The 23,127-nt window shown below is 39.4% G+C and carries 21 protein-coding genes, 3 pseudogenes and 1 riboswitch; of the genes and pseudogenes, 14 read left to right on the forward strand and 10 right to left on the reverse strand.

Going from position 1 to position 23,127, the window contains the following annotated elements; translation table 11 throughout:
- Positions 1 to 69 precede the first annotated feature (69 nt).
- The 4 genes and pseudogenes from pyk to AA650_RS15770 all read left to right on the forward strand — a co-directional run.
- Entirely contained in the window at positions 70 to 1,500 is a 1,431-nt protein-coding gene (gene pyk, locus AA650_RS15755; RefSeq protein WP_053539719.1) for a pyruvate kinase, read from the forward strand.
- 136 nt (positions 1,501 to 1,636) lie between these two features.
- Complete coding sequence (locus tag AA650_RS15760) at positions 1,637 to 2,638, forward strand: transaldolase (protein WP_053539720.1); 1,002 nt, start codon at positions 1,637 to 1,639, stop codon at positions 2,636 to 2,638.
- Positions 2,639 to 3,117: 479 nt separating this feature from the next.
- Positions 3,118 to 3,233, forward strand: a riboswitch (cyclic di-AMP (ydaO/yuaA leader).
- Between the two features lie 158 nt (positions 3,234 to 3,391).
- Positions 3,392 to 4,036 carry a universal stress protein gene (locus AA650_RS15765; protein WP_027400587.1) on the forward strand — a complete coding sequence of 215 codons (645 nt, stop codon included), beginning with the start codon at positions 3,392 to 3,394 and terminating at the stop codon, positions 4,034 to 4,036.
- Positions 4,037 to 4,202: 166 nt separating this feature from the next.
- Positions 4,203 to 4,403: pseudogene (locus AA650_RS15770) on the forward strand (helix-turn-helix domain-containing protein); the annotation flags it as partial.
- A 217-nt stretch (positions 4,404 to 4,620) separates the two neighbouring features.
- Here the strand turns inward: AA650_RS15770 and AA650_RS26730 are convergent.
- A complete protein-coding gene (locus AA650_RS26730; protein ID WP_071992841.1) occupies positions 4,621 to 4,836 on the reverse strand; it encodes a pentapeptide repeat-containing protein in 216 nt (71 codons plus the stop codon).
- A 508-nt stretch (positions 4,837 to 5,344) separates the two neighbouring features.
- Here AA650_RS26730 and AA650_RS15775 point away from each other — a divergent pair.
- The 5 genes and pseudogenes from AA650_RS15775 (at position 5,345) to AA650_RS15805 (ending at position 12,179) form a co-directional block, all read left to right on the forward strand.
- Positions 5,345 to 5,620 (forward strand): TM2 domain-containing protein, encoded by a 276-nt coding sequence (locus tag AA650_RS15775; protein ID WP_053539721.1) that lies wholly within the window; start codon positions 5,345 to 5,347, stop codon positions 5,618 to 5,620.
- A gap of 734 nt (positions 5,621 to 6,354) precedes the next feature.
- On the forward strand, positions 6,355 to 8,769 hold the full coding sequence (locus tag AA650_RS15790) for a heavy metal translocating P-type ATPase (RefSeq protein WP_053539724.1): 2,415 nt from the start codon (positions 6,355 to 6,357) through the stop codon (positions 8,767 to 8,769).
- Between the two features lie 793 nt (positions 8,770 to 9,562).
- Positions 9,563 to 9,856 (forward strand): annotated as a pseudogene (locus AA650_RS15795) (FHA domain-containing protein); the annotation flags it as partial.
- A gap of 58 nt (positions 9,857 to 9,914) precedes the next feature.
- Positions 9,915 to 10,835 carry a thylakoid membrane protein ThyD gene (gene thyD, locus AA650_RS15800; RefSeq protein ID WP_053539725.1) on the forward strand — a complete coding sequence of 307 codons (921 nt, stop codon included), beginning with the start codon at positions 9,915 to 9,917 and terminating at the stop codon, positions 10,833 to 10,835.
- A 162-nt stretch (positions 10,836 to 10,997) separates the two neighbouring features.
- On the forward strand, positions 10,998 to 12,179 hold the full coding sequence (locus AA650_RS15805) for an aldo/keto reductase (protein WP_053539726.1): 1,182 nt from the start codon (positions 10,998 to 11,000) through the stop codon (positions 12,177 to 12,179).
- A 337-nt stretch (positions 12,180 to 12,516) separates the two neighbouring features.
- On the opposite strand, the gene AA650_RS15810 is transcribed toward AA650_RS15805, so the two are convergent.
- A complete protein-coding gene (locus tag AA650_RS15810; RefSeq protein ID WP_053539727.1) occupies positions 12,517 to 13,533 on the reverse strand; it encodes a LysR family transcriptional regulator in 1,017 nt (338 codons plus the stop codon).
- A gap of 167 nt (positions 13,534 to 13,700) precedes the next feature.
- Between AA650_RS15810 and AA650_RS15815 the strand changes: the two genes are divergently transcribed.
- The 5 genes from AA650_RS15815 to AA650_RS15835 all read left to right on the forward strand — a co-directional run bounded on the left by AA650_RS15815 (position 13,701) and on the right by AA650_RS15835 (position 18,826).
- Positions 13,701 to 14,417, forward strand: a complete 717-nt coding sequence (locus AA650_RS15815; RefSeq protein WP_199924263.1) for an NnrU family protein — start codon at positions 13,701 to 13,703, stop codon at positions 14,415 to 14,417.
- A gap of 573 nt (positions 14,418 to 14,990) precedes the next feature.
- On the forward strand, positions 14,991 to 15,377 hold the full coding sequence (locus tag AA650_RS15820) for a thioredoxin family protein (RefSeq protein WP_053539729.1): 387 nt from the start codon (positions 14,991 to 14,993) through the stop codon (positions 15,375 to 15,377).
- A 463-nt stretch (positions 15,378 to 15,840) separates the two neighbouring features.
- A complete protein-coding gene (locus AA650_RS15825) occupies positions 15,841 to 17,919 on the forward strand; it encodes an NAD(P)H-quinone oxidoreductase subunit 5 (RefSeq protein WP_053539730.1) in 2,079 nt (692 codons plus the stop codon).
- Positions 17,920 to 18,314: 395 nt separating this feature from the next.
- On the forward strand, positions 18,315 to 18,602 hold the full coding sequence (locus AA650_RS15830) for a DUF4258 domain-containing protein (protein WP_053539731.1): 288 nt from the start codon (positions 18,315 to 18,317) through the stop codon (positions 18,600 to 18,602).
- Positions 18,602 to 18,826 carry a type II toxin-antitoxin system MqsA family antitoxin gene (locus AA650_RS15835; RefSeq protein WP_053539732.1) on the forward strand — a complete coding sequence of 75 codons (225 nt, stop codon included), beginning with the start codon at positions 18,602 to 18,604 and terminating at the stop codon, positions 18,824 to 18,826. The genes AA650_RS15830 and AA650_RS15835 overlap by 1 nt, the downstream gene beginning before the upstream one ends.
- 139 nt (positions 18,827 to 18,965) lie before the next feature.
- On the opposite strand, the gene AA650_RS28750 is transcribed toward AA650_RS15835, so the two are convergent.
- The 8 genes and pseudogenes from AA650_RS28750 to rcbX form a co-directional block, all read right to left on the reverse strand.
- The gene (locus tag AA650_RS28750; protein ID WP_234413200.1) at positions 18,966 to 19,154 is read right to left on the reverse strand and encodes an element excision factor XisI family protein; all 189 of its coding nucleotides are present in this window, start codon (positions 19,152 to 19,154) and stop codon (positions 18,966 to 18,968) included.
- Between the two features lie 922 nt (positions 19,155 to 20,076).
- Positions 20,077 to 20,340 (reverse strand): type II toxin-antitoxin system RelE family toxin, encoded by a 264-nt coding sequence (locus AA650_RS15840; RefSeq protein ID WP_053539733.1) that lies wholly within the window; start codon positions 20,338 to 20,340, stop codon positions 20,077 to 20,079.
- On the reverse strand, positions 20,337 to 20,567 hold the full coding sequence (locus AA650_RS15845; RefSeq protein ID WP_053539734.1) for a hypothetical protein: 231 nt from the start codon (positions 20,565 to 20,567) through the stop codon (positions 20,337 to 20,339). The genes AA650_RS15840 and AA650_RS15845 overlap by 4 nt, the downstream gene beginning before the upstream one ends.
- 144 nt (positions 20,568 to 20,711) lie before the next feature.
- Positions 20,712 to 20,825: an element excision factor XisI family protein gene (locus tag AA650_RS29475; RefSeq protein WP_168636645.1), complete on the reverse strand. Its 114-nt coding sequence runs from the start codon at positions 20,823 to 20,825 to the stop codon at positions 20,712 to 20,714.
- 714 nt (positions 20,826 to 21,539) lie between these two features.
- Positions 21,540 to 21,926 carry a type II toxin-antitoxin system VapC family toxin gene (locus tag AA650_RS15850; RefSeq protein WP_053539735.1) on the reverse strand — a complete coding sequence of 129 codons (387 nt, stop codon included), beginning with the start codon at positions 21,924 to 21,926 and terminating at the stop codon, positions 21,540 to 21,542.
- Entirely contained in the window at positions 21,926 to 22,150 is a 225-nt protein-coding gene (locus AA650_RS15855) for a type II toxin-antitoxin system Phd/YefM family antitoxin (protein ID WP_053539736.1), read from the reverse strand. Before AA650_RS15855 ends, AA650_RS15850 begins: the two co-directional genes overlap by 1 nt.
- 130 nt (positions 22,151 to 22,280) lie before the next feature.
- Positions 22,281 to 22,610, reverse strand: coding sequence for a ribulose bisphosphate carboxylase small subunit (locus AA650_RS15860; RefSeq protein WP_039200136.1), 330 nt, complete (start codon positions 22,608 to 22,610; stop codon positions 22,281 to 22,283).
- Positions 22,611 to 22,656: 46 nt separating this feature from the next.
- A pseudogene (gene rcbX / locus AA650_RS15865) lies at positions 22,657 to 23,065 on the reverse strand (RuBisCO chaperone RbcX).
- Positions 23,066 to 23,127 lie beyond the last annotated feature (62 nt).

Genomic DNA, 23,127 nt, shown 5'->3' on the forward strand with positions numbered 1-23,127 from the left:
CTCTCTGCTCCCCTGCCTCTTCCAGGGCTTAACGGAGTGTGCTACCTTAACGTTACTCCTTACATACTTATGCGTCGCACTAAAATTGTTTGTACTATAGGACCGGCTACATCTTCACCTGAGAAGTTAGAAGCTTTGGTAAGGGCGGGAATGAATATGGCGCGGTTGAATTTTTCTCATGGCGCTTATGAGGCTCACGCCCAAGTTTTTCATCATCTGCGGCAGATTAGCAAGGATTTACACAAGCCAATTGCAATTATGCAGGATTTATGTGGGCCAAAGATTCGGTTAGGGAAATTACCACCGGAAGGGTTAATGTTAGAGGCTGGTAAGGAGGTGACTTTTCTTTTACAGGAGAAGGGTGAAAGTATTGACGAGTTACCCTTACCTCTACCCACCCTATTCGCTATGATGCGATGTGGTGAACCCATTTTAATTAATGATGGTCGGGTGAAATTAACTGTTACCAGTCGTGACGCTGATAGAATTCGCGCTCAGGTGAATATTGGCGGTTTGATTTCTTCTCATAAAGGTGTGAATTTACCCGCTACTCCTTTACCCGTAAGTTCGATTACGGAAAAGGATTTAATGGATTTGCGATTTGGGATACAATTAGGTGTAGACTGGGTGGCGGTTTCCTTTGTGCGATCGCCCCAAGACCTCGAACCTGCACGCCGCATGATTGAAGGTGCTGGCTCAAAGATTCGCCTGATTGCTAAAATTGAACGGGCAGAAGCTGTGGAACAGCTAGATGCTATCATTGCAGCCGCTGACGGTATTATGATTGCTCGTGGGGATTTAGGGGTCGAAGTACCAATATATAACGTCCCCTTAATTCAAAAAGACATTGCTCGTCGTTGTAATCAAGCTGGTAAACCCGTGATTACAGCTACTCAAATGTTAGAGTCCATGATTAGCGCCCCTGACCCAACCCGCGCTGAAGCCACGGACGTTGCTAACTCGATTTTCGATGGCACAGATGCAGTTATGTTGTCTGGAGAAACGGCAATGGGTGACTATCCGATTGCGGCTGTCCAAATCATGCACAATATCGCCTTACAAACAGAAACAGCACTGCAAGAGGGAAATAGACATTCTTGGATTCCCGAAGCTGGTAGTCTCTCTGTCACAGAATCAGTATCTCAATCGGTTTGTCGCATTGCCTATGAAATTGGTGCGAAGGCGATTCTCTGTAATACTACATCAGGAAGTACAGCCAAACTCGTTTCTAAATATCGTCCCAGCACACCAATTATTGCGCTGACTTCTGACTGTACAGCTTACCGTCAATTAGCTTTATCTTGGGGTGTAGAACCCCTACTGATTCAACCTGTTCACACCGCCGAAGAAATGTTTGTGAATGTGGTAAACACCGTTGTAGATAGTGGTTTAGTTCAGGAAGGAGACAAGGTGGTGATTACCTCTGGTGTCCCAATTGGTCAATCTGGAACAACAAGTTTAATTAAAGTGCATTCTATTGGACAGCCAATTACGGCATGACGCATTTAAAATGGGTAGTTGGTAATGGGTAGGTGATTGGTAATTGGGAAAATTCTTGTTCCCTAACCCCTAACCACTGACCCCTAACCACTGACTACTGACCACTGACTACTGACCACTGACATTGGAGTATGTTATGCCTAAGAACTTACTAGAAGCACTACGGGCAGTAACCGTTGTGGTAGCGGATACGGGAGATATCCAATCAATTGAACAGTTTAAACCTCAAGATGCTACTACCAATCCTTCACTGATTACTGCTGCGGCACAAATGGCGGAATATCAGGATATTGTTGATCAAACTTTACTCAAAGCTAAAAAAGATGCTGGCACTGCCGCTAGTCAAGCACAGGTGGTATCCCTGGCTTTTGACCGTTTAGCGGTATCTTTTGGATTAAAGATTTTGCAAATTATTCCCGGTCGGGTGTCTACAGAAGTAGATGCTCGATTATCTTATGATACTGATGCTACTGTAGCTAAAGCCCGGGATTTAATCGCTCAGTATAAAGCCGCTGGTATTTCTAAAGAGCGGGTTTTGATTAAAATTGCCTCCACTTGGGAAGGTATCAAAGCTGGGGAAATTTTGGAAAAAGAAGGTATTCACTGTAACTTAACTTTACTATTTGGTCTGCACCAAGCGATCGCCTGTGCGGAAGCTGGTATCACTTTAATTTCTCCTTTCGTTGGTCGGATTCTTGACTGGTACAAGAAAGATACTGGTCGGGATAGCTATCCCGCAGCGGAAGATCCAGGTGTATTATCTGTAACTAGCATTTATAACTACTATAAAAAGTTTGGTTATAAAACCGAGGTAATGGGCGCTAGTTTCCGCAATATTGGTGAAATTACAGAATTGGCTGGTTGCGATTTGCTGACTATTTCTCCAGGGTTGTTGACAGAATTGCAAAACACTGTTGCTGAATTACCCCGCAAACTTGATCCTGCCAAGGCAGCAGGGTTATCAATTGCCAAAATCTCTGTTGATAAAGCTACTTTTGATCAAATGCACAATGGCGATCGCATGGCTTCTGATAAACTTGCAGAAGGTATTGATGGTTTTACCAAGGCTTTGATTTCTTTGGAAAAACTATTGGCCGAAAGATTGGCTCGTTTAGAAAGTGAAAAGGTAACTGCTTAATAATAGGTAATGGGTAATGGGTAATTGGTAAAATTCTTACTTGTTCTCTATTACCTATTACCTGCTTGATCTACTACAAGGCTGTTAAGAATCTCCTGTTTCAATTAAGTAGGTTGGCGTTGAAAATTGTCGTTATGGCAAGGCAAAAGGCAAGAGGCAAGAGGCAAGAGTGAAGAGGGTTTGGGCGATTTTACGTTTCTTTACACAGTTTGGTTTTATTGTGTTCACCTACTTAATTCATTTTTTTTAAATCTTGAAAAATAGCCCTTAAACATAATTAAATCACGAATTATAGCTAAATTCCAACTTTTTTAATTCTGGCAATATTAAAATAGTTTAAATCATTAAATATTAGTAAAAATAGGAAAAATTAGTAATTAAGCTCCTGACTACAACCATATCCTCAATATTCTTAACCTTGACTTTATTTAAACCTAGTGTAATAGTATTAATATATTTTTAGTGGGTAGCCTAATTCAAATTCATCAAAGCTGAATTTGAAACGGAGGAACCAAGTATTTGGGGCTAATCTTACGAGAGACACCTTCCAGTCTTAGCCCGTCAGCTAACTCCGTCGGCAATGGAAGGAACTTCCAAAATCTTGGCTGTAATATTCAGTTATGATTGGGGCTTCCTTAAATAAATTTTAGATTTTGGATTTGAGATAAATCTGAAATTTAAAATTGTCATCCCCCGCTTCTCATTGATTAATCGTTTCAAGGGAGAGAAGTTAAAACTGTGAAAATTAAGCCAATGTTAGCACGATTACAAAGTGCTATCGGTCGTGATGACCTAATTGAACAAATGGTATTACTACCAGAAACTCAAAAATCATTTTCTAAAAGAGTTTCTCAGGCAAAATCAGCCAATTTTATCGTGGGATATAATGGTTCACCTGAAAGTCACACAGCCCTAGATATCGCTTGTTGGATTGCTCACCAAACGAGTTTAGCTACTAACTCTCAAATTACAGTTCAAGCCGTTTATGTAGTAGAAGAAAACTTCAATTGCCAGTCTGTTGATATATTCAATGTTGCCAATAATAAAGCTCAATTAGAATCCCAATTCAGCAATACATCAAAGCCAGCCACGTTGCGATTAAATCAACCCAAAGGAACAGCAATTTTACCGCAATTGGAAAGAGAATCTAGGACTTCTATTAAGGAAGCAGACAGAATTATTTGGCAAGCCAAAACTCTAGCCGAAGAATGGCAAGGTTCGTTTAAATCTCATTTGCGATTTGGCAACATTGCTAAAGAACTAAAGAAGGTTGTGCAATTAGAAAGTGCAGATATTCTCTTTTTAGGCTGCCAATCTAGTAATCATCCCATGATTACAACACTCGGTAAAAATTTCCCTTGTGCAGTTTTGGGTATTCCCCATTCTATTAATGAATAATTCTCTGTTTTCAATGAAAGTGATGGGAATTTAATTTCAAATTATGAAAAGTCACTTATACTTTAAGTGGCTTTTTCGTTAATTCCTAACTTCTATTGATAAACCGTTCTCTAAATGAGAACATATTGATCAAGTAAGATTTGCATTTTCAAATAAAAATAAACACTACCCTATTGAACCATCATCTCCCCATGCCATGTTAGAACATTTAATGAATGCTAGGGGAATTAAACAATCTGATTTGGTAGGAGTTATTGGTTCTAAAGGTGTGGTTTCTGAGGTTGTGAATAGGAAAAGAGCAATTAGTAAGGCTCAAGCAAAAGCATTAGGAGAATTTTTTAATGTTTCTCCAGGATTGTTTATTTAAATTAAGGCGTGATTATTCTAGTCGTCTTGAGACGACTTTTGCTATTAGACTCAGAATTTATTCTGAGGCGGTTTTAAGCTAAGTAGGTGAACACAATAAAACCAAACTGTGTAAAGAAACGTAAAATCGCCCAAACCCTCTTCACTCTTGCCTCTTGCCTCTTGCCTTTTGCCTTGCCATAACGACAATTTTCAACGCCAACCTACTTATCTTATCCTTAACAATTGCCCCGCGATGTTCTAAAGTCAGCATTTGTAACTCTGGCAAGATTGAAGTTAGCGTCGGTCAATATAGTATTACTTAGTTCAGCACCGCTTAGGTTAGCGTTTCTCAGGTAAGCCTTGCCGCTATTTTTGGATGTAGGCTGTTTAATATATGATTTATTATCATTTATCAACCGCTGTAACCCACATTCCACAGCCTTAACTGTCACAATCTGTTATTACGGAAATTGATTCATAAAAAAGGAGTAAAAAATTACCTTTAGCCAAAAAAATAGATTGTGGATAGGAAAATTTATTTGCCTGCCTACTTACTTCTCAAAAAAATCTTCCGGATTTCACAATAATAGATATGTAGAAAAATCCATAGTGTTGGATATGTTGGATATTTACTGATTTTGAGGTTAATTATTACCTGAAATTTGGTGAATATTAAGCACAATATTTCTCTGCAAATTTGCTATGTCTGATCGAAAAATTTAGTATTTTGATGATAGCTTTTCATGAGTATCTTATCATTATTTAAATCATATAAGTAGGTGAACACAATAAAACCAAACTGTGTAAAGAAATGTAAAATCGCCTAAACCCTCTTCACTCTTGCCTTTTGCCTTGCCATAACGACAATTTTCAACGCCAACCTACTTATAGGATTACCAGTAAATAAATATGACTAATCACTAATTACCAATTACTAATTACCAAGGAGTATATCTCAATATGACTAATATTAACCCATCTCACACTATGAAACAACTGTTAGCTGGTTATGCTGGAATTATTTTTGGTGGATTTGGGCTACATAAATTCATTCTTGGTTATACTTTAGAAGGTTTTATTATGTTAGCAGTTTCTATAATCGGTGGTTCTTTTACCTATGGATTTACATTAATAGTTATGCAGCTTGTTGGTTTGATTGAAGCTATGATTTACTTAAATAAATCTCATGAAGAATTTGTTAATACCTATTTTGTGAATAAGCAAGCTTGGTTTTAGAAAGTTTGTCATGTCAAATTAAGTAGGTTGGCGTTGAAAATTGTCGTTATGGCAAGGCAAAAGGCAAGAGGGAAAAGTGAAAAGGGTTTGGGCGATTTTACGTTTCTTTACACAGTTTGGTTTTATTGTGTTCACCTACTTAATATGCAGTTGCTCAAATATAAACAGATGCACTTGTTAGTCTTGCTAATAATGAGTACGGGATATTTTAGTATAGTATCAGACTGGGAAATTAATTATTTCTGTAAAAGCCTAATTTTGATGTTACCAGTACAATTAACTGCTGTAATTTACACAGCTAAAATTAAACTATGATTTTTGTGATTTAGATGATTTAGTCTCATGCAAAGACGCAATCACGCTTCGTGATCTCGTATAGAGTAGACGCAAAGGTAAGATTTTTAAAGGTTCAATTTGGGAATTTCATACCTCAATATGGCTACGCCACGCAGGCTATCAGCAACGCCGGATTTAAGTAGGTGAACACAATAAAACCAAACTGTGTAAAGAAATGTAAAATCGCCTAAACCCTCTTCACTCTTGCCTCTTGCCTCTTGCCTTGCCATAACGACAATTTTCAACGCCAACCTACTTAGATGATTTTGGGGAGTTGGGGTTTTAAACGGAAACTTAATATTGTTCACTTGGTGAAAGTGGCAGATTTCCCTTAACCTCAAAGTAGAGACGCTGGTTATTAAGCGTTAAACTAACAAAAGCGAACCTCAAAACTAGCCATGCAACTGATCCCAAAATATGAAATACTTAGAGAATCTGTCCCCCCCACAAAAATACTTAACTCAGAGAAAATTATTTTAGATGTTGGGGGGATGAAGTGTGCTGGATGCGTGAATGCAGTAGAAAAACAGCTTATTCAGCATTCAGGGGTTAAAAGCGTTTGTGTTAATCTCGCAACGGAAGTTGCAGTCGTAGAGGCAGAAGTTGGTACTGTAGATGTAGAGGCGTTAGTTCAAGGATTAACGGCTACAGGATTTCCTAGCCAATTACGGACGGGTAAAAGTGCTGGTGATAATCTGCAATCCGCTGTGGAAGCAAGACAACGCCAGGAAATGCAGGGGACAGTTAGACAGTTAGGAATTGCTGGTCTATTACTGCTACTATCGGGAATTGGTCATTTTGGTAATATTGGATCTGTTATTTTTCCCTTTTTAAATGATATCTGGTTTCATTGTGGATTGGCGACGATCGCTATTATTATTCCTGGTAGACCAATTTTAGTGGAAGGTTGGCTAGGTTGGCGACGGGGTGCGCCGAATATGAATACTCTCATTGGTTTGGGAACGTTAACAGCCTATACTGCAAGTTTGGTAGCGTTATTGTTTCCCCAAATGGGTTGGGAATGCTTTTTTGATGAACCTGTGATGATGCTGGGTTTTATTCTTTTGGGGAGGACTTTGGAAAAACAGGCTAGAGGACGTGCGGCTAAAGCGTTTCGCCAATTGTTAGCTTTAGCCCCCCAAACAGCCCGGTTAATTATTAACCCAGAACCGGAAAAATTGATTGCTGGGGCAAATATTATGGAAATTCCGGCGGAACAGGTGCGTGTGGGTGAATGGTTGCAGGTGTTACCAGGGGATAAAATTCCGGTAGATGGTGAGGTGCGTTTTGGACAAACTACCATAGATGAATCCATGCTGACAGGGGAAGTAGTACCTGTGATGAAGCAACCGGGAGATACTGTGACTGGGGGAACTTTAAATCAATCAGGAGCGATCGCTATTCAAGCTACCCGCACTGGTGATGATACAATTTTAGCCCAAATTGTGGCTTTAGTAGAAGCCGCCCAAACTCGCAAAGCCCCAGTCCAAAAATTAGCTGATACGGTGGCTGGATATTTTACTTATGGTGTCTTAACAGCGGCTGGTTTAACCTTCGTATTTTGGTATTTGCTGGGAACTCACCTCTGGCCAGATGTTACCATGTCCGGGGCGATGGCAATGGCTCACAATATGGGACATAATCCCCAACATTTATTACCGCACACTCAATATTCTTCCCTATTAATTAGTTTAAAATTAGCGATCGCTGTGATGGTAGTTGCTTGTCCCTGTGCTTTAGGATTAGCTACCCCGACAGCGATTTTAGTAGGAACAGGAATGGGTGCAGAACGGGGACTATTAATCAAAGGTGGCGACGTTTTAGAAAAAGTCCACAAACTAGACACGGTAGTTTTTGATAAAACCGGAACTCTCACCACAGGTAAACCCACTGTCACTGATTGTCTAGTTATTGCCGAATCAACTTTACCATCATCTCTCATTCAACTAGCCGCAGCCGTAGAAAGTGGTACTTATCACCCCCTAGCTACAGCCATTCAGCAAGAAGCCAAAGCCAGAGAGTTAATCATCCCCCATGCTGTAGACTTCCATACCGAACCAGGTATGGGCGTATCCGCTGTCGTCGAGGGAAAAAAAGTTCTTTTAGGTAACTGGGAATGGTTTAATTACCACCAAATCAATATTAATGAAACAGCAGAAAAACAGAGACAAAGACTAGCCACAGAAGGAAAAACCGTAATTGGTGTAGCTGTAGATGGGACTTTAAGCGGATTAATTGCCGTTAGTGATACCCTCAGACCAGATGCGAAAACCGCAGTAGATAAACTCCGACAAATGGGTTTGCGCGTGATGCTCCTTAGTGGTGATAGATTAGAAGCAGCCAAGGCGATCGCTAAACAACTAGGAATCGCCAACACCGACATCATGGCAGGTATCCCCCCAGCCCAAAAAGCCGCCACCATTCAATCTCTTCAATGTGGGAAGATCAACACATTTGTTGCTATGGTAGGAGATGGCATCAATGACGCGCCAGCCTTATCACAGGCAGATGTCGGTATCGCCCTACATTCTGGAACCGATGTCGCTATGGAAACGGCTGAAATTATCTTAATGAGAAATTCCCTGACCGATGTTGTCAAGGCGATTCAGCTAAGTCGAGCCACTTTTAATACTATCCGTCAGAATTTATTTTGGGCTTTTGCCTATAATACAATAGGTATTCCCCTCGCTGCTGGAGTATTACTACCTGTCTATGGTTTCGTTCTAGGACCTGCCAGTGCAGCAGCATTAATGGCTTTTAGCTCCGTCAGTGTTGTTACCAACTCAATTTTATTAAGGAGGTTTGTTCCCTAGCAGCGCAAAGTGAAAGTTAAAAGTCACTCGATTTGGGATTGAGGATTTTTCTGTCCTCAAGGACGGGTCTTGTACCAAATTCTTTTAATCTAAAATCTAAAATTCCCGGTCAACACCAACACAGTGTAGAACCTTTGGCAATTGAGAATGACTGATCAAAGTTTAGGTAATTATCCTATACTTAAAACGGCTCGATTGTTTGATTCTAAACGCAGGGGTAAAGCAAGAGCTTCATAGGTGTCAACTTAAGCTCAAATCCCTACCACATCTAGTTCCTAGTCTCTGACTAGGAATGCAGTTGATGAGGCTCTGCCTCTAATATTATTGAAGGCAGAGCCTTCTAGAATTCATTCCCAGTCTCTGACTGGGAATGAGATGACTTGAGTTCTTTGCGGGATAGAGGTTTTACGTTAGAGACTTCCAAATAAAAAAATGTCCCAAAACTGATGCAGAAATTCTCTCTCTGTGTACTCTGTGCCTCTGTGGTTCGTTTCTTAGGATAATTTATTTCTTGGAAGTCTCTTAAGGGACTTCCAATTAAAAAAATACCCAAAAATTTATTGTGGCGCAGCCATCTTGCCTGCTAATCATCAAGGACGGGCAGGACTTGTGCTGAGCTTGCGATGCCCTGAGCCTGTCGAAGGGTCGAAGTATGCCCATCCCACAAAATTGGGTAATTTATTTTTTGGTGTTCCCTAAGTTGACACCTATGAGCAGTGCTAAACCCCTTGTATCGTAATAAGGAGAGAAAAGAGTAAAAGTTTAAATCTCACCCGTGTTTAGTATACCTATCATGGCAACAGAAGCAGCAAACAATGAAAACCATCTACTGATTATTGAAGATCACCAAGGACGCAAAAAATTTTTTTTGGAAGACCCCGTTTATTCTATTGGTAGAGATCGAGATTGTAATATCCGTCTATTCTCCCAGTTTGTTTCTCGTTATCATGCCACATTAGTAAGATTACCACGCCCCAATAGTCAACGATATTATTATCGAATTGTAGATGGTGATGCCAAAGGAAAACCCAGTTCTAATGGTTTAATAATCAATGGGCAAAAAATTCCCACTCATAACCTCCGCAATAATAGAATCTTGATTTAATTCTCATTCCTCAGTAGATAATAAACAACACGAAATATCAATGAAAATAGCAATTAGTGGTGCAACAGGATTTGTAGGTAGTCGGTTGGTAGAAAGACTACACACGGAAGGTCATAGAATTTTGGTATTAACTCGCAACCCTACCTTTGCTCAAAAGGTTTTTCCCTCCCCAGCATTTCCTAATTTAGAAATTATCGCCTATACTCCTAGTGTATCCGGCACTTGGCAAGATGCTATGGCTGGTTGTGACGGCGTAGTTAATTTAGCAGGAGAACCCATTGCTGAGGGACGTTGGACACCAGAACGCAAGCAGGAAATTCTCAACACTCGCAAACTAGGAACACAAAAAATTGTCGAAGCTATAGCTAAAGCTAATCCTCGCCCCATTGTCCTAGTCAATACTTCGGCTATTGGTTACTACGGAACCAGTGAAACTGCCAGTTTTAATGAAGATAGTGCCTCTGGTAACGACTTTCTCGCTCAAGTCTGTCAAGAATGGGAACAGGAAGCTACCAAGGTAAAAGATACCAATGTGCGGTTAGTAATTTTACGCTTTGGGATTGTTTTGGGTAATGGTGGTGCTTTGGGGAAAATGATTACCCCCTTTAAACTCTTTGCTGGTGGACCCATTGGCAGTGGTCAACAGTGGTTTTCCTGGATTCATTTAGATGATATCGTCGGTTTAATTATCCAAGCTTTAACTAAACCAACAATGGAGGGAGTGTATAATGCCACTGCCCCTCAACCAGTTCGCATGAATGATTTAAGTACAACTATGGGTAACGTCATGAATCGTCCCTCTTGGTTGCCTGTGCCGGGATTTGCCATAGAAGCTATATTAGGAGACGGGGCAAAGGTAGTTTTGGAAGGACAAAAGGTTTTACCCAAACGCACTTTAGAGTCGGGTTTTGAGTATCAATATCCGAATTTGCAATCAGCACTAACGCAGATTCTCACCTAATTCTTAGTTGATAGATAAGTAGGTTGGCATTAAAAATTGTCGTTATGGGAAGGCAAGAGGCAAGAGGCAATCATGCAAGAGTGAAGAAGCTTTGGGCGATTTTACTTTTCTTTACACACTTTGGTTTTATTGTGTTCACCTACTTAGTTCAAAAATTCACAGATGCTATACAAACGTTTTGGTCGGACAGAATTACAAATGCCCGTTTTCTCCTGCGGGGGAATGCGCTATCAATATAAATGGCAGGATGTCACACCAGAGGAAATTCCTACAGATAATCAAGAGAATTTAGAAGCTGTAATTCGTCGTTCTGTAGAATTGGGAATTAATCATATTGAAACTGCACGGGGTTATGGAACATCAGAAATGCAGTTGGGAAAAATCCTGCCTCAGTTTCCCCGTGAAAAATTAATAGTCCAAACGAAAGTTTCTCCTGTTGCAGATGCTCAAGAATTTCGCAAAACGTTTGAAAAATCTTTGGCTTACCTTCAGTTAGATTATGTTGATTTATTTGGGTTACATGGGATTAATAATGCAGAAATTTGGGATTATAGTATTCGTGAAGGTGGTTGTTTAGAAGTAGCAAGACAGTTACAGTCTGAGGGTAAAATTAAATTTATTGGTTTTTCTACTCATGCTCCCATAGAGATAATTTTGCAAGCAATTAATAGTAATCAATTTGATTATGTAAATTTGCATTGGTACTATATTAATCAATGGAATTGGGCTGCTATTGAAGCTGCAAATAAATTAGATATGGGTGTATTTATTATTAGCCCTTCTAATAAAGGCGGGTTATTATATCAACCTGCCAAAAAATTAGTTGATTTGTGTGCGCCTTTGAGTCCAATGGTGTTTAATGATTTATTTTGTTTGAGTCGTCCTCAAGTGCATACTTTGAGTATAGGTGCAGCAAAACCAACTGATTTTGATGAGCATTTAAAGACTTTGGCATTGTTAGATAATGCGGCAGAAATTTTACCACCAATTATTTCTAGATTGGAATCGGAAGCGGTCAATATTTTAGGAGAAGATTGGGTAAAAACCTGGGAAACTAATCTACCAACTTGGGAAGAAACGCCAGGAGAAGTAAATATGCGGGTGATTTTGTGGCTGTTAAATTTGACTTTGGCTTATGACATGATTGACTATGGGAAAATGCGTTACAATCTCTTAGGACAGGCTAATCATTGGTTTCCTGGTAATCGGGCTGATAAGTTAGGTGAATTAGATTTAAGAGAATGTCTTGTTAATAGTCCCCAATCTGAAAAAATTCCCCAGATGTTAGCTAAAGCCCAGGATATATTAGGAAGTGCGGAGATAAAGCGTTTGTCTCAAGAATAGGGAACAGGGAACAGGGAACAGGGAACAGGGAACAGGGAACAGGGAACAGGGAACAGGGAATAGGTAATAGGTAATAGGTAATAGGGAACAGGGAATAGGTAATAGGGAACAGGGAATAGGTAATAGGTAATAGGTAATAGGTAATAGGTAATAGGGAACAGGGAATAGGTAATAGGTAATAGGTAATAGGTAATAGGGAACAGGGAACAGGGAACAGGGGACGTTGACAGTGGAAGTATAGTAGACTTCCATATTATTCATTAGTCAGTAGTCAGATGAGTGACTGGTCATTAGCAATTTGCCGTTAACTAATGACTTTTGACCAGTGACAAGATGTTTAACTGGCATCAGAAGAGCTAGGTGTTGCTACATCTAATGTACTATTTACCACAGAATTCATTTGTGACAATTGTAACATATCCTCAGTCCAGCCAGGGTTAGCAAACTGAGGTAATATTTCCTTGCTAAATGCTTCGGAGGCTTTTGATCTATAGCGGTTGGGGTTAAATATCAGCCAGAGTGTGCGCTTCACCACAACTCCTTCGATAGGGGTGCGGTGAAGGACACCCATTTGTAATTCTTTAGCGATCGCTGATGTAGAAACAAAGGCAGCACCTAAGCCTGACTGGACAGCGTTTTTAATAGCTTCTATGGAATTTAGTTCCATCTCAAACTTAAACCGTCTGGTGTCAATATCACAACGGGCTAAAACCTGATCAATGACTTTGCGGATAGTTGATTGGGAGTCAAGAGCAATGAATTGTAGTTTATATAGGTCTTCTTTTTGGATGGTTTCTAATTTAGCAAAGGGATGGGAGGTAGGTAAGATGAGCGCCAATTCATCTTCAGCATAGGGAACAGTTTTTAAAGATTCCCCTAATTCCGTGGGAATTTCTCCGCCAATAATCGCCAGATCAACCTGACCATTAGATACACTCCAAGCGGTGCGTCGGGTTGAATGGACGTGCAATTGCACAGCTACTTCTGGATATTTTTGTCGAAATAAACCGATCATTTTCGGCAGAAGATAAGTGCCGGTGGTTTGAGATGCGCCTACAATTAATGTACCCCCTTGAAGATTTTGGAGGTCTTCAATCGCGCGGCAGGTTTCCTGACACAAGCTGAGGATTTTGTCTCCGTAGTTGAGGAGTAAATGCCCAGCTTCAGTTAATTGAGCGCGACGACCACCTCGATCAAATAGAGGGACATCCAGTTGCCGTTCCAGGTTTTGAACTTGCAAACTGACAGCGGGTTGGGAGACGTAAAGGCTATCAGCCGCCCGTTTGAAACTCCCCTCTTGGGCGATCGCTTTGAGAATACGTAACTGATCTAAGGTAAAAGGAAGGTCAGACATAAGGCTTAACCCACAAACTGGGGTGCATGAGTAACTTTAAAAATAAATCGAAATGAATAGTTTGGTCACTAAGCATGATTTATGGCATTGTTAACATTTGAAGAACCGTGAATTTTGACTTTGCTTTGCGGTACTAGCTGATTTGAATTTTGAATTGAGTTGTATATATGATGCCCAATCATTGGTTTACCTCCAGTCATTTTGTCATACTAGGGTTACAATTAGTTTTTGCGATCGCTCACAGCGGAGGGGCAGCTTTACGTCCTTGGGCAGAAAAATACATTGGACCAAGACTTTATCGCATTATCTTTGCATTAATTAGCCTCCCTTTGGCTGTGATCTTAATTGTTTACTTTTTTAATCACCGTTATGATGGACAGCAACTTTGGCAAGTACAGGGCATAACAGGTGTAAGAACATTAGTCTGGGTACTATCAGCTATATCCTTTTTATTTTTATATCCTGCTACCTTCAATCTACTAGAAATTGCTGCCATTCAAAAGCCCCAAGTTCATCTTTATGAAACAGGAATTATCCGTATTACCCGTCATCCGCAAATGGTGGGACAAGTTATTTGGTGTGTAGCCCATACCCTGTGGCTAGGTACTAGTTTTACCCTTGTCACCTCCATTGGGTTGATACTACATCATCTATTTGGAGTATGGCATGGCGATCGCCGTTTAAGTCAACGTTATGGAGAAGCCTTTGAAGTTGTCAAACAGCGAACTTCCATTATCCCCTTTCAAGCGATTATTGATGGTCGTCAATCCTTGCACTGGCAGGAATTTCTCCGCCCTGCTTATTTAGGGGTTGCCATTTTCACAGGTCTATTATGGTGGTCTCACCCCTTGTTATTAGTGGCAACAAGTAGGATAATATGGTAGTTTGGTGTGATCCCCAAGATCAACAAAACATATAAATTTAACGAAACTTTGTCCTGATCACTTGCTACCAAAACAATGTACGATAAACTCAAACATATATCATTAAACTTTTTCCCAATGGGATCAGAAAAAGAATTTATCCACCAGGTTTCAGTGGACCTTATACTCGTAAACAAACAATAGCCATCTACCAGACTGGAAACAGGCATTAAGTAGCAATGTAGAGACTGCAATAACCCGCACTGTCACCATTGTCAAATTTTTCCCAAGCAGTTGTAATCAGGATTTGAAATGTAGAACAGCCAGCGCGGTATACACGGTGGCTTTTTTGTCAGCAGGAAACATCAAAATCCTTAATAGCAGGGGTCAGGAGTCAGGAATCACCGATTTAGGAGTAAAACCCTGTTGTCGGCTGAATTTAATCAATAGCTACGGTGCGTTGACACGAACAATTGATATCCTCCGCCTTGTCTGTTGCTAGAAAATTTAAAATTCAAATTGGTAATTTATACCGATTTGCTCCTGCTGACAATCAACTTTTGATATAAAAACCTTATAATCACAAGAGGCATCATGGTGTTGTCGGTTAATGAACGGACATTTACTCAAGAAGTTTTAGAATCCCCTGTACCCGTTTTGGTGAATTTTGAAGCTCCCTGGTGTGGGCTTTGCCGCCTCATTCACCCACTGTTATCACAATTTCAGACTCAGTGTGGTGATGAACTTAAATTGGTGGGAGTTAACGCTGATCAAAATTTCAAGCTATCAAATACTTATAGACTGAAATCATTACCAACCTTACTGTTGATAGAAAAAGGTATAGTTAGACAAAGACTAGAAGGTTTTCGGAGTAAAGACGATTTACGTCTAGCCTTAGAAGCAATTAGACTCACATATACAAGTCAAGAAAAAATAGATACAGCAGAAGTCAGAAGTCAGGAGTCAGGAGTTAGGAGGTAGGAGAGCAGGGAGTAGGGGAGGTAGGGGAAGTAGGGGGAGTAGGGGAGTAGGGGGAGTAGGGGGAGTAGGGGGAGTAGGGGAAGTAGGGGGAGTAGGGAAGTAGGGGGAGTAGGGGGAGTAGGGGAGTAGGGGAGAAAATTTTTTCCACGAACAACTGACAACTAACAACTGACAACGAACCAAATCTAAAACCATGCTTAACACCCCACCCAAAGGGTATCGGGTGGGGTATTTTATCCTCAAGGGTGTGTGTCACAATTATGAGCAGTTCTGAAAATTTTCAGTTAACTGAAGTTTGAAGTGGGAAAATTCAAGCTAACTTGAAGGTATTGGGCTATCAAGTAGTAGAGATTAGTAAATAATTTCTAGTCTTTCATCCCAAACACAAACCCTCACCCCATTGAATTTCCATTTTTTTATCTTCTCATTTGTTTGTACAGAATTCTAAAAGTAGGCGTTAGTGATGGAAGTAATCTATCAGTATGCCTGGCTGATTCCAGTATTACCTCTTTTGGGAGCAACACTGGTCGGTCTAGGGCTAATCTCGATAAATCAGGTGACGAACCGCTTACGACAACTAAATGCTATAGTCATTATCTCCCTGATGGGGGCTTCTATGGCACTGTCGTTGGCTTTACTGTGGAGTCAAATTCAAGGCCATGCGCCTTATCTTTGGACTTTGGAATGGGCATCAGCAGGTAATTTTCACCTGACGATGGGCTACACTATTGACCACCTGACATCTCTAATGCTGGTGATTGTCACCACAGTAGCCGTTTTGGTGATGATTTACACCGATGGCTACATGGCGCATGATCCGGGTTATGTGCGGTTTTATGCCTATCTCAGCTTGTTTGGCTCTTCCATGTTAGGTTTGGTGGTCAGTCCCAACCTAGTACAAGTTTACATTTTCTGGGAACTGGTGGGGATGTGTTCCTACCTCCTAGTGGGCTTTTGGTATGATCGCAAAGCCGCAGCAGATGCTTGTCAAAAGGCATTTGTCACCAACCGCGTCGGTGACTTCGGTTTATTATTGGGCATTTTGGGGCTGTTCTGGGCGACAGGCAGCTTTGATTTTATGGTGATGGGCGATCGCCTATCCAACCTAGTAGAAACCGGCTCTATTAGCAATTTCCTCGCCATTGTGTTGGCAATTTTAGTCTTCCTTGGCCCTGTGGCTAAATCTGCCCAATTCCCCCTCCATGTCTGGCTACCAGATGCAATGGAAGGTCCTACCCCCATTTCTGCCCTAATTCATGCGGCAACAATGGTAGCGGCGGGTGTATTCCTAATTGCCCGGATGTACCCAGTATTTGAAAATGTCCCAGCCGCAATGAACGTAATTGCTTATACTGGGGCATTTACAGCGTTTTTGGGGGCAACTATCGCTATTACCCAAAACGACATCAAGAAGGGTTTGGCTTATTCCACCATTTCCCAACTTGGTTACATGATCATGGCTATGGGTGTGGGTGCTTACAGTGCGGGATTATTCCACCTCATGACCCATGCTTATTTTAAAGCGATGCTATTCTTGGGTTCTGGTTCGGTAATTCATGGCATGGAAGCAGTTGTTGGTCATGATCCTGTATTGGCGCAGGATATGCGGTTAATGGGCGGACTGCGGAAATATATGCCCGTGACAAGTTTCACCTTTTTGATTGGTTGCTTGGCGATCGCGGGGATTCCTCCCTTTGCTGGTTTCTGGTCAAAAGATGAGATTTTAGGCGCGGCTTTTGCTGCTAACCCTTTCCTGTGGTTTATTGGTTGGGTGACAGCAGGGATTACAGCTTTTTATATGTTTAGAATGTATTTCTCAACATTTGAAGGTAAATTCCGGGGTAATGACGAAAAAATCAAGGTAAAACTCAAAAATGCGGCTGCTGCTTTGGCTGAGAAATCAGGGACATTAGAACTAGCACCTAATTTTGGTCCTGGGGCGATGAAAAAGGGAGAATTGGATAGTCACTCCCATGACTCCCACAGCCATGATCCTCATGAGTCTCCTTGGACGATGAGTTTACCGTTGGTGGTGTTGGCTATTCCTTCAATGTTGATTGGTTTGGTGGGGACTCCCTACGCCAATTATTTTGAGCAGTTTATCTTTCCTCCTAGCGAAACTTTGGCGGAAGTGATGGAAAAGGCTGCGGAGTTTGACCCCCATGAGTTTTACATTATGGCGGGTAGTTCTGTGGCTGTTTCTGTGATTGGTATTACTTTGGCTGTGCTGATGTATTTGGCACGGAAAATTGATCCTAGTGCGATCGCTAAAAACATTCAACCGCTATACGATCTATCTTTGAACAAGTGGTACTTTGATGATATTTATCATCGTGTCTTTGTTCTCGGTTTGCGTCGTGTGGCTAGACAAGTTATGGAAGTTGATTTCCGTGTTGTTGACGGTGCTGTTAATCTCACGGGTTTCTTTACTCTTGTCAGTGGTGAAGGTTTGAAATACTTGGAAAGCGGTCGGGTTCAATTCTATGCCTTGATCGTTTTTGGGGCTGTTTTGGGCTTGGTGATTGTTTTTGGTGTTACCTGATTTTAATGGGGGCGGTTTGTCCGCCCCTGGATTGTTTTTTTAACGAACCGCAGAGGCGCAGAGGACGCAGAGTTAATGAACCACGTTCGCGGAGCGTCCCGAAGGGATAGGAGCGAAGGAAGAAGTTTGTGGGGTGCGTTAGGAGCGCGAAAATAGTATAAAATATAGATAAAGTTATAAAAGCGAAGTAACGCACATTAATTTATGAAATTAAATTATTGTCTGAATCAGGATATCCAGGATTTAAGGATGTACAGGATGTAGAAAAAAAGTAATCTTTGAAAATCTCAAATATTCCTAGATAAGTCTTCGTAAAAAATCCTATTAATCCTCTAATCCTGGGCATCCTGATTCAGACAAAATAAGTTATCAGAATTAAAATTAAAGACTAATTTATGTATTGTCAAAATATCAACTTCTCCCGTCATGCTATTCAACAAATGTTTTATCGTCGCATTAGTAAAAAAGAAGTAGAAACTGTAATTGCTTATGGACAAATAATGGAAGAAAATCCTGATGATACACCATACCCCAGTTATTTAATATTAGATTTTGTAGAATGTAAACCGATTCATGTTGTATTTTCCTATGATGAAGCTACAGATACAGGATATGTGGTAACAGCTTATATTCCTGATGCTAATATTTGGTTAGATGGTTTTACAACTAGGAGACAAAAATAATGAAATGCGTAATTTGTAAACATGGAGAAACTAAACCCGGTTTAGTCACTGTCACCTTAGAAAGAGATGAATGTATTATTGTCTTGAAAAAAGTTCCCGCAGAAATTTGTGATAACTGTGGTGAATATTATTTAAGTGATGCAGTTACCGAACAGGTTTTAGAAACAGCAGAATTAGCAATTACTAAAGGAGCAGAATTAGAAATTATTAGATATGCAGCTTAAATTTGAAAATATATGAATACTCAAATTAATGTTCCTCCTGCTGTTGATTATTTAATGTTGAAAAAAGCATACTCCTATGCACTTTTAAAGTGGAAAGGTTTTTTTGGGAGCATCCCACTTTTGCAATGAGCATAAATACTTAGTGGAAAAATAGGCTTTTCGAGGGGTATTCTTGTTTTGATTCTCTATGTACGCACTCTTTAAAAGCCTCTATTTCGTCCCAAGACATGACTAAGAGAGCTACCCCTTCCTCTGTAAAATCCCTCTGAATCCAAATTTTTCCATTTCTAATATCTACATGAAGAATTGTCCCATAAACGTAACTCACATTAATTCATGAGATTAAATTTAAGCAATTTTGGTGCGTTACGCAACGCTTACACACCCTACCGTCTGAATCAGGATATCCAGGATTTAAGGATGTACAGGATGTAGAAAAAAACTTATCTTTAAAATCTGAAATATTCCCAGATAAATATTCATAAAAAATCCTGTAAATCCCCTAATCCTGTAAATCCTGATTCAGACAATTAAGCATTTTCAGAATGAAGAAAAAAAACTCATCTTCAAAACCCGAAATATTCCCAGATAAATATTCATATATAATCCTGCTAATCCTCTAATCCTGGACATCCTGATTCAGACAATTAAGCATTTTCAGAATGAAGAAAAAAAACTCATCTTCAAAATCTGAAATATTCCCAGATAAATATTCATATATAATCCTGTAAATCCCCTAATCCTGTAAATCCTGATTCAGACAATTAAGCATTTTCAGAATGAAGAAAAAAAACTCATCTTCAAAACCCGAAATATTCCCAGATAAATATTCATATATAATCCTGCTAATCCTCTAATCCTGGACATCCTGATTCAGACAATTAAGCATTTTCAGAATGAAGAAAAAAACTTATCTTTAAAACCTGAAATATTCCCAGATAAATATTCATAAAAAATCCTGTAAATCCTCTAATCCTGAGCATCCTGATTCAGACAATTAAAAATTTTCAGAATGAAGAAAAAAAACTCATCTTCAAAACCCGAAATATTCCCAGATAAATATTCATATATAATCCTGCTAATCCTCTAATCCTGGACATCCTGATATGGCTTGCGCCACGCTACGCTATCAGACAATTAAGCATTTTCAGGATGTAGAAAAAAACTCATCTTCAAAATCTGAAATATTCCCAGATAAATGTTCATAAAAAATCCTGCTAATCCTCTAATTCAAATTATCCTGATTCTGACTATGAAAAGAAATTCTCATAATCGTCATGACTACCAATCCAGAACCATGTTACTGTGTCATCATCCAAAACCCCAATTGCTCGATAATTACGAGTTATCCTGACAGACCAAATATTTTCCTGATTATTGATACATTTAAAATGCAAAGACGGATAAAAAGGATTTTCTTTCCATAAGCGGTAAGCTTTTCTCGCACTCTGTCTAACTTGCTTGTCAAGAAACTGATATTCATCCCAAAAAGAAGGAAGGGTTGCAGACTTCATAACTTGTCATAGTCCATTGGTTTCGCAAGTCCTTCTGCAATTTCTCTTTTAGCACGTTGAGCAGATGCAATCAATTTTTCTTGAGTTTTCTTAAATGAATTGTCCCATTTAAGTTCATCTTGCAAATCTGCCAAATATTCTCTCAAATGTTCTGCAATTTTGTCTTGTAAATCTTCAGATAAAGATTCCATCATTTTAACTACAGTGGTAATTGCTGGAGATGACATGATCTAATTTCCTTTTAAACCTTACCAGTCTATTTTACTAAATATAAACTTAACTGCATCCCTCAACATATTCCACTATGCGGGGAAACATCCTGAAAATGCTTATCAGAGTGGAGAATGAAGGTTATTATTGATACTAATGTTTTAGTTTCTGCTGTTCTCAAGGGGAGAGAACCAAGGGATTGTAAAATCTCTCTGAATCCAAATTTTTTCATCTCTAATATCTATATGAATAATTGTCCCATAAACGTAACTCACATTAATTCATGAGATTAAATCTAATCAATTTTGGTGCGTTACGCAACGCTTACACACCCTAATGTCTGAATCAGGATATCCAGGATTTAAGGATGTACAAAATGAAGAAAAAAACTCATCTTTAAAACCTGAAATACCCCCAGATAAATATTCATAAAAAATCCTGTAAATCCTCTAATCCTGGTTATCCTGATTCAGACAATTAAGGATGTACAAAATGAAGAAAAAAACTCATCTTTAAAACCTGAAATATTCTCAGATAAATATTCATAAAAAATCCTGTAAATCCTCTAATCCTGGTTATCCTGATTCAGACAATTAAGGATGTACAAAATGAAGAAAAAAACTCATCTTTAAAACCTGAAATACCCCCAGATAAATATTCATAAAAAATCCTGTAAATCCTCTAATCCTGGTTATCCTGATTCAGACAATTAAGGATGTACAAAATGAAGAAAAAAACTCATCTTTAAAACCTGAAATATTCTCAGATAAATATTCATAAAAAATCCTGTAAATCCTCTAATCCTGGTTATCCTGATTCAGACAATTAAGGATGTACAAAATGAAGAAAAAAACTCATCTTTAAAACCTGAAATATTCTCAGATAAATATTCATAAAAAATCCTGTAAATCCTCTAATCCTGGTTATCCTGATTCAGACAATTAAGGATGTACAGGATGAAGAAAAAAACTCATTTTGAGCGTTATTTTTCACCACAAACGCTGTACGGGATAGGTATCGAAAATTGTATCAGCACTTATTATAGGCATATTTTCTACCATAGCCTGTGCAATTAACATTCTGTCAAAAGGATCACGATGATGTAAAGGGAGTTGATTAATAGCCGTAATATGACTGATTTTTATATCTAACACAGTGAAGTCATTAATACTAATCTGCTGCCTTATAAACGTCTCAAATGGAAGATTAAAAGTTAGCTTTCCTAACCCGTGTTTGATTCCCATTTCCCAAACACTAGCGATACTCAAAAAAATCTGATTATTCTCATCGTTGATCAATTCTAAAACTTGATTACTAAGTCGAGAATTATCTGTTACATACCAAATAAATGTATGTGTATCTATCAAAAACATCATCACATATATTCCTGAAAATCTTCTAAAGGTGCATCAAAATCATCAGCCATTGTTACCATTCCTTTAGCACTACCAGGTTGACGACGATGTTTAATTGGTAATACAGGAATTAATTTCACTACAGGCTGATTATCTTTCATGATGATAATTTCATCACCACCAAGTGCTGCTTCAATGAAATCAGATAAGTGTTGAGATGCTTCATTAACAGTAATTTGTTGCATAATTACTACCTTTAGTTTTGTGTGTGCGACTCAACCGACAATTCTATTCTCTATCAAAAACTAAAAAAAGAGAGATAGAAAACTCTACCCCTCTTTTTAATTCATCAAACTACTATTAGCTAATTAGCTCTTAGTATCTGCTGGGTTTGTGAACAAGGAAGCTCATAACTTGACACTGCTTAATGTTGTCAAAACCAACAACACGGACGTAGCAGTTACCATACTGAGAACGGCAACTTTGAACTTCACTCAATACTTCTTGAGCAGTTTTAGCGCCGAACAAAGGCAACTTCCACATTGTCCAATAAAGTTCTGTAGGTTCAGAAGTTTCGTTGAATTCAATTGCAGGAATGAAACCTTGTGAAATAATGTACTGAACTTGCTTGGCAATTTGCGCGTCAGACAGAGGGGGAAGATAAGAAAGGGTTTCGTAACGACGCTCTTTAGGTAAAGTTTGCATAGTTTTTGATAAGTGGGGGGAGATTTTTTATGACTTGGTTGACTGACTAATTAGATAAATTATCCAAATTAGAATCAGATATTGTCTGTCTTTGGTATTTCGAGGCTGGGACTTGATAAACTTAGTTGCGTAATGCGTTCGAGATGCTGGCGACGCTGTTCCATATTGGCTTGCTGAATGCCAGTTAGTACCATTTCTGGTAAAAACTCTGTCACTTCCGCCGCTATATGTTCCCTGACAGTCATAATCCGCAATGCCAAATCTGACTTTACTAGAAACAATTCCTCTATATAAGCTTCTCCGTCTTGGATTTTGCCAGCGGAAAAGTTTTGCAACCAATGTGCTAGAGGAGGATTTGTTTCGCCTAGCTGTGCCAATACAGTCCTTAACGCCTGATAAGTCAGGTAGCTTTGGAGAGTTTTGGCTGTGTCTTTCGCAATTTGCTTTAGATCCATGCTTGACCCAGCCCTTTAGATTTTTAGATTTTGGATTGTTTATGAATCCAAAATCCCAAATC

The organism is Anabaena sp. WA102, assembly GCF_001277295.1.
Lineage (GTDB): Bacteria > Cyanobacteriota > Cyanobacteriia > Cyanobacteriales > Nostocaceae > Dolichospermum > Dolichospermum heterosporum.

Bases quoted from the DNA above. Each gene is read 5' to 3' on its own strand.
- pyk (WP_053539719.1), top strand. From the start codon at position 70: ATGCGTCGCACTAAAATTGTTTGTACTATAGGACCGGCTACATCTTCA.
- AA650_RS15815 (WP_199924263.1), top strand. From the start codon at position 13,701: ATGATGCCCAATCATTGGTTTACCTCCAGTCATTTTGTCATACTAGGG.
- AA650_RS15810 (WP_053539727.1), bottom strand. From the start codon at position 13,533: ATGTCTGACCTTCCTTTTACCTTAGATCAGTTACGTATTCTCAAAGCG.
- AA650_RS15760 (WP_053539720.1), top strand. From the start codon at position 1,637: ATGCCTAAGAACTTACTAGAAGCACTACGGGCAGTAACCGTTGTGGTA.
- AA650_RS15860 (WP_039200136.1), bottom strand. From the start codon at position 22,610: ATGCAAACTTTACCTAAAGAGCGTCGTTACGAAACCCTTTCTTATCTT.
- AA650_RS15830 (WP_053539731.1), top strand. From the start codon at position 18,315: ATGTATTGTCAAAATATCAACTTCTCCCGTCATGCTATTCAACAAATG.
- AA650_RS15805 (WP_053539726.1), top strand. From the start codon at position 10,998: ATGCTATACAAACGTTTTGGTCGGACAGAATTACAAATGCCCGTTTTC.
- AA650_RS15840 (WP_053539733.1), bottom strand. From the start codon at position 20,340: ATGAAGTCTGCAACCCTTCCTTCTTTTTGGGATGAATATCAGTTTCTT.
- AA650_RS15765 (WP_027400587.1), top strand. From the start codon at position 3,392: ATGTTAGCACGATTACAAAGTGCTATCGGTCGTGATGACCTAATTGAA.
- AA650_RS15775 (WP_053539721.1), top strand. From the start codon at position 5,345: ATGACTAATATTAACCCATCTCACACTATGAAACAACTGTTAGCTGGT.
- AA650_RS15820 (WP_053539729.1), top strand. From the start codon at position 14,991: ATGGTGTTGTCGGTTAATGAACGGACATTTACTCAAGAAGTTTTAGAA.
- AA650_RS15835 (WP_053539732.1), top strand. From the start codon at position 18,602: ATGAAATGCGTAATTTGTAAACATGGAGAAACTAAACCCGGTTTAGTC.
- AA650_RS15825 (WP_053539730.1), top strand. From the start codon at position 15,841: ATGGAAGTAATCTATCAGTATGCCTGGCTGATTCCAGTATTACCTCTT.
- AA650_RS15855 (WP_053539736.1), bottom strand. From the start codon at position 22,150: ATGCAACAAATTACTGTTAATGAAGCATCTCAACACTTATCTGATTTC.
- AA650_RS15790 (WP_053539724.1), top strand. From the start codon at position 6,355: ATGCAACTGATCCCAAAATATGAAATACTTAGAGAATCTGTCCCCCCC.
- AA650_RS15850 (WP_053539735.1), bottom strand. From the start codon at position 21,926: ATGATGTTTTTGATAGATACACATACATTTATTTGGTATGTAACAGAT.
- AA650_RS15845 (WP_053539734.1), bottom strand. From the start codon at position 20,567: ATGTCATCTCCAGCAATTACCACTGTAGTTAAAATGATGGAATCTTTA.
- thyD (WP_053539725.1), top strand. From the start codon at position 9,915: ATGAAAATAGCAATTAGTGGTGCAACAGGATTTGTAGGTAGTCGGTTG.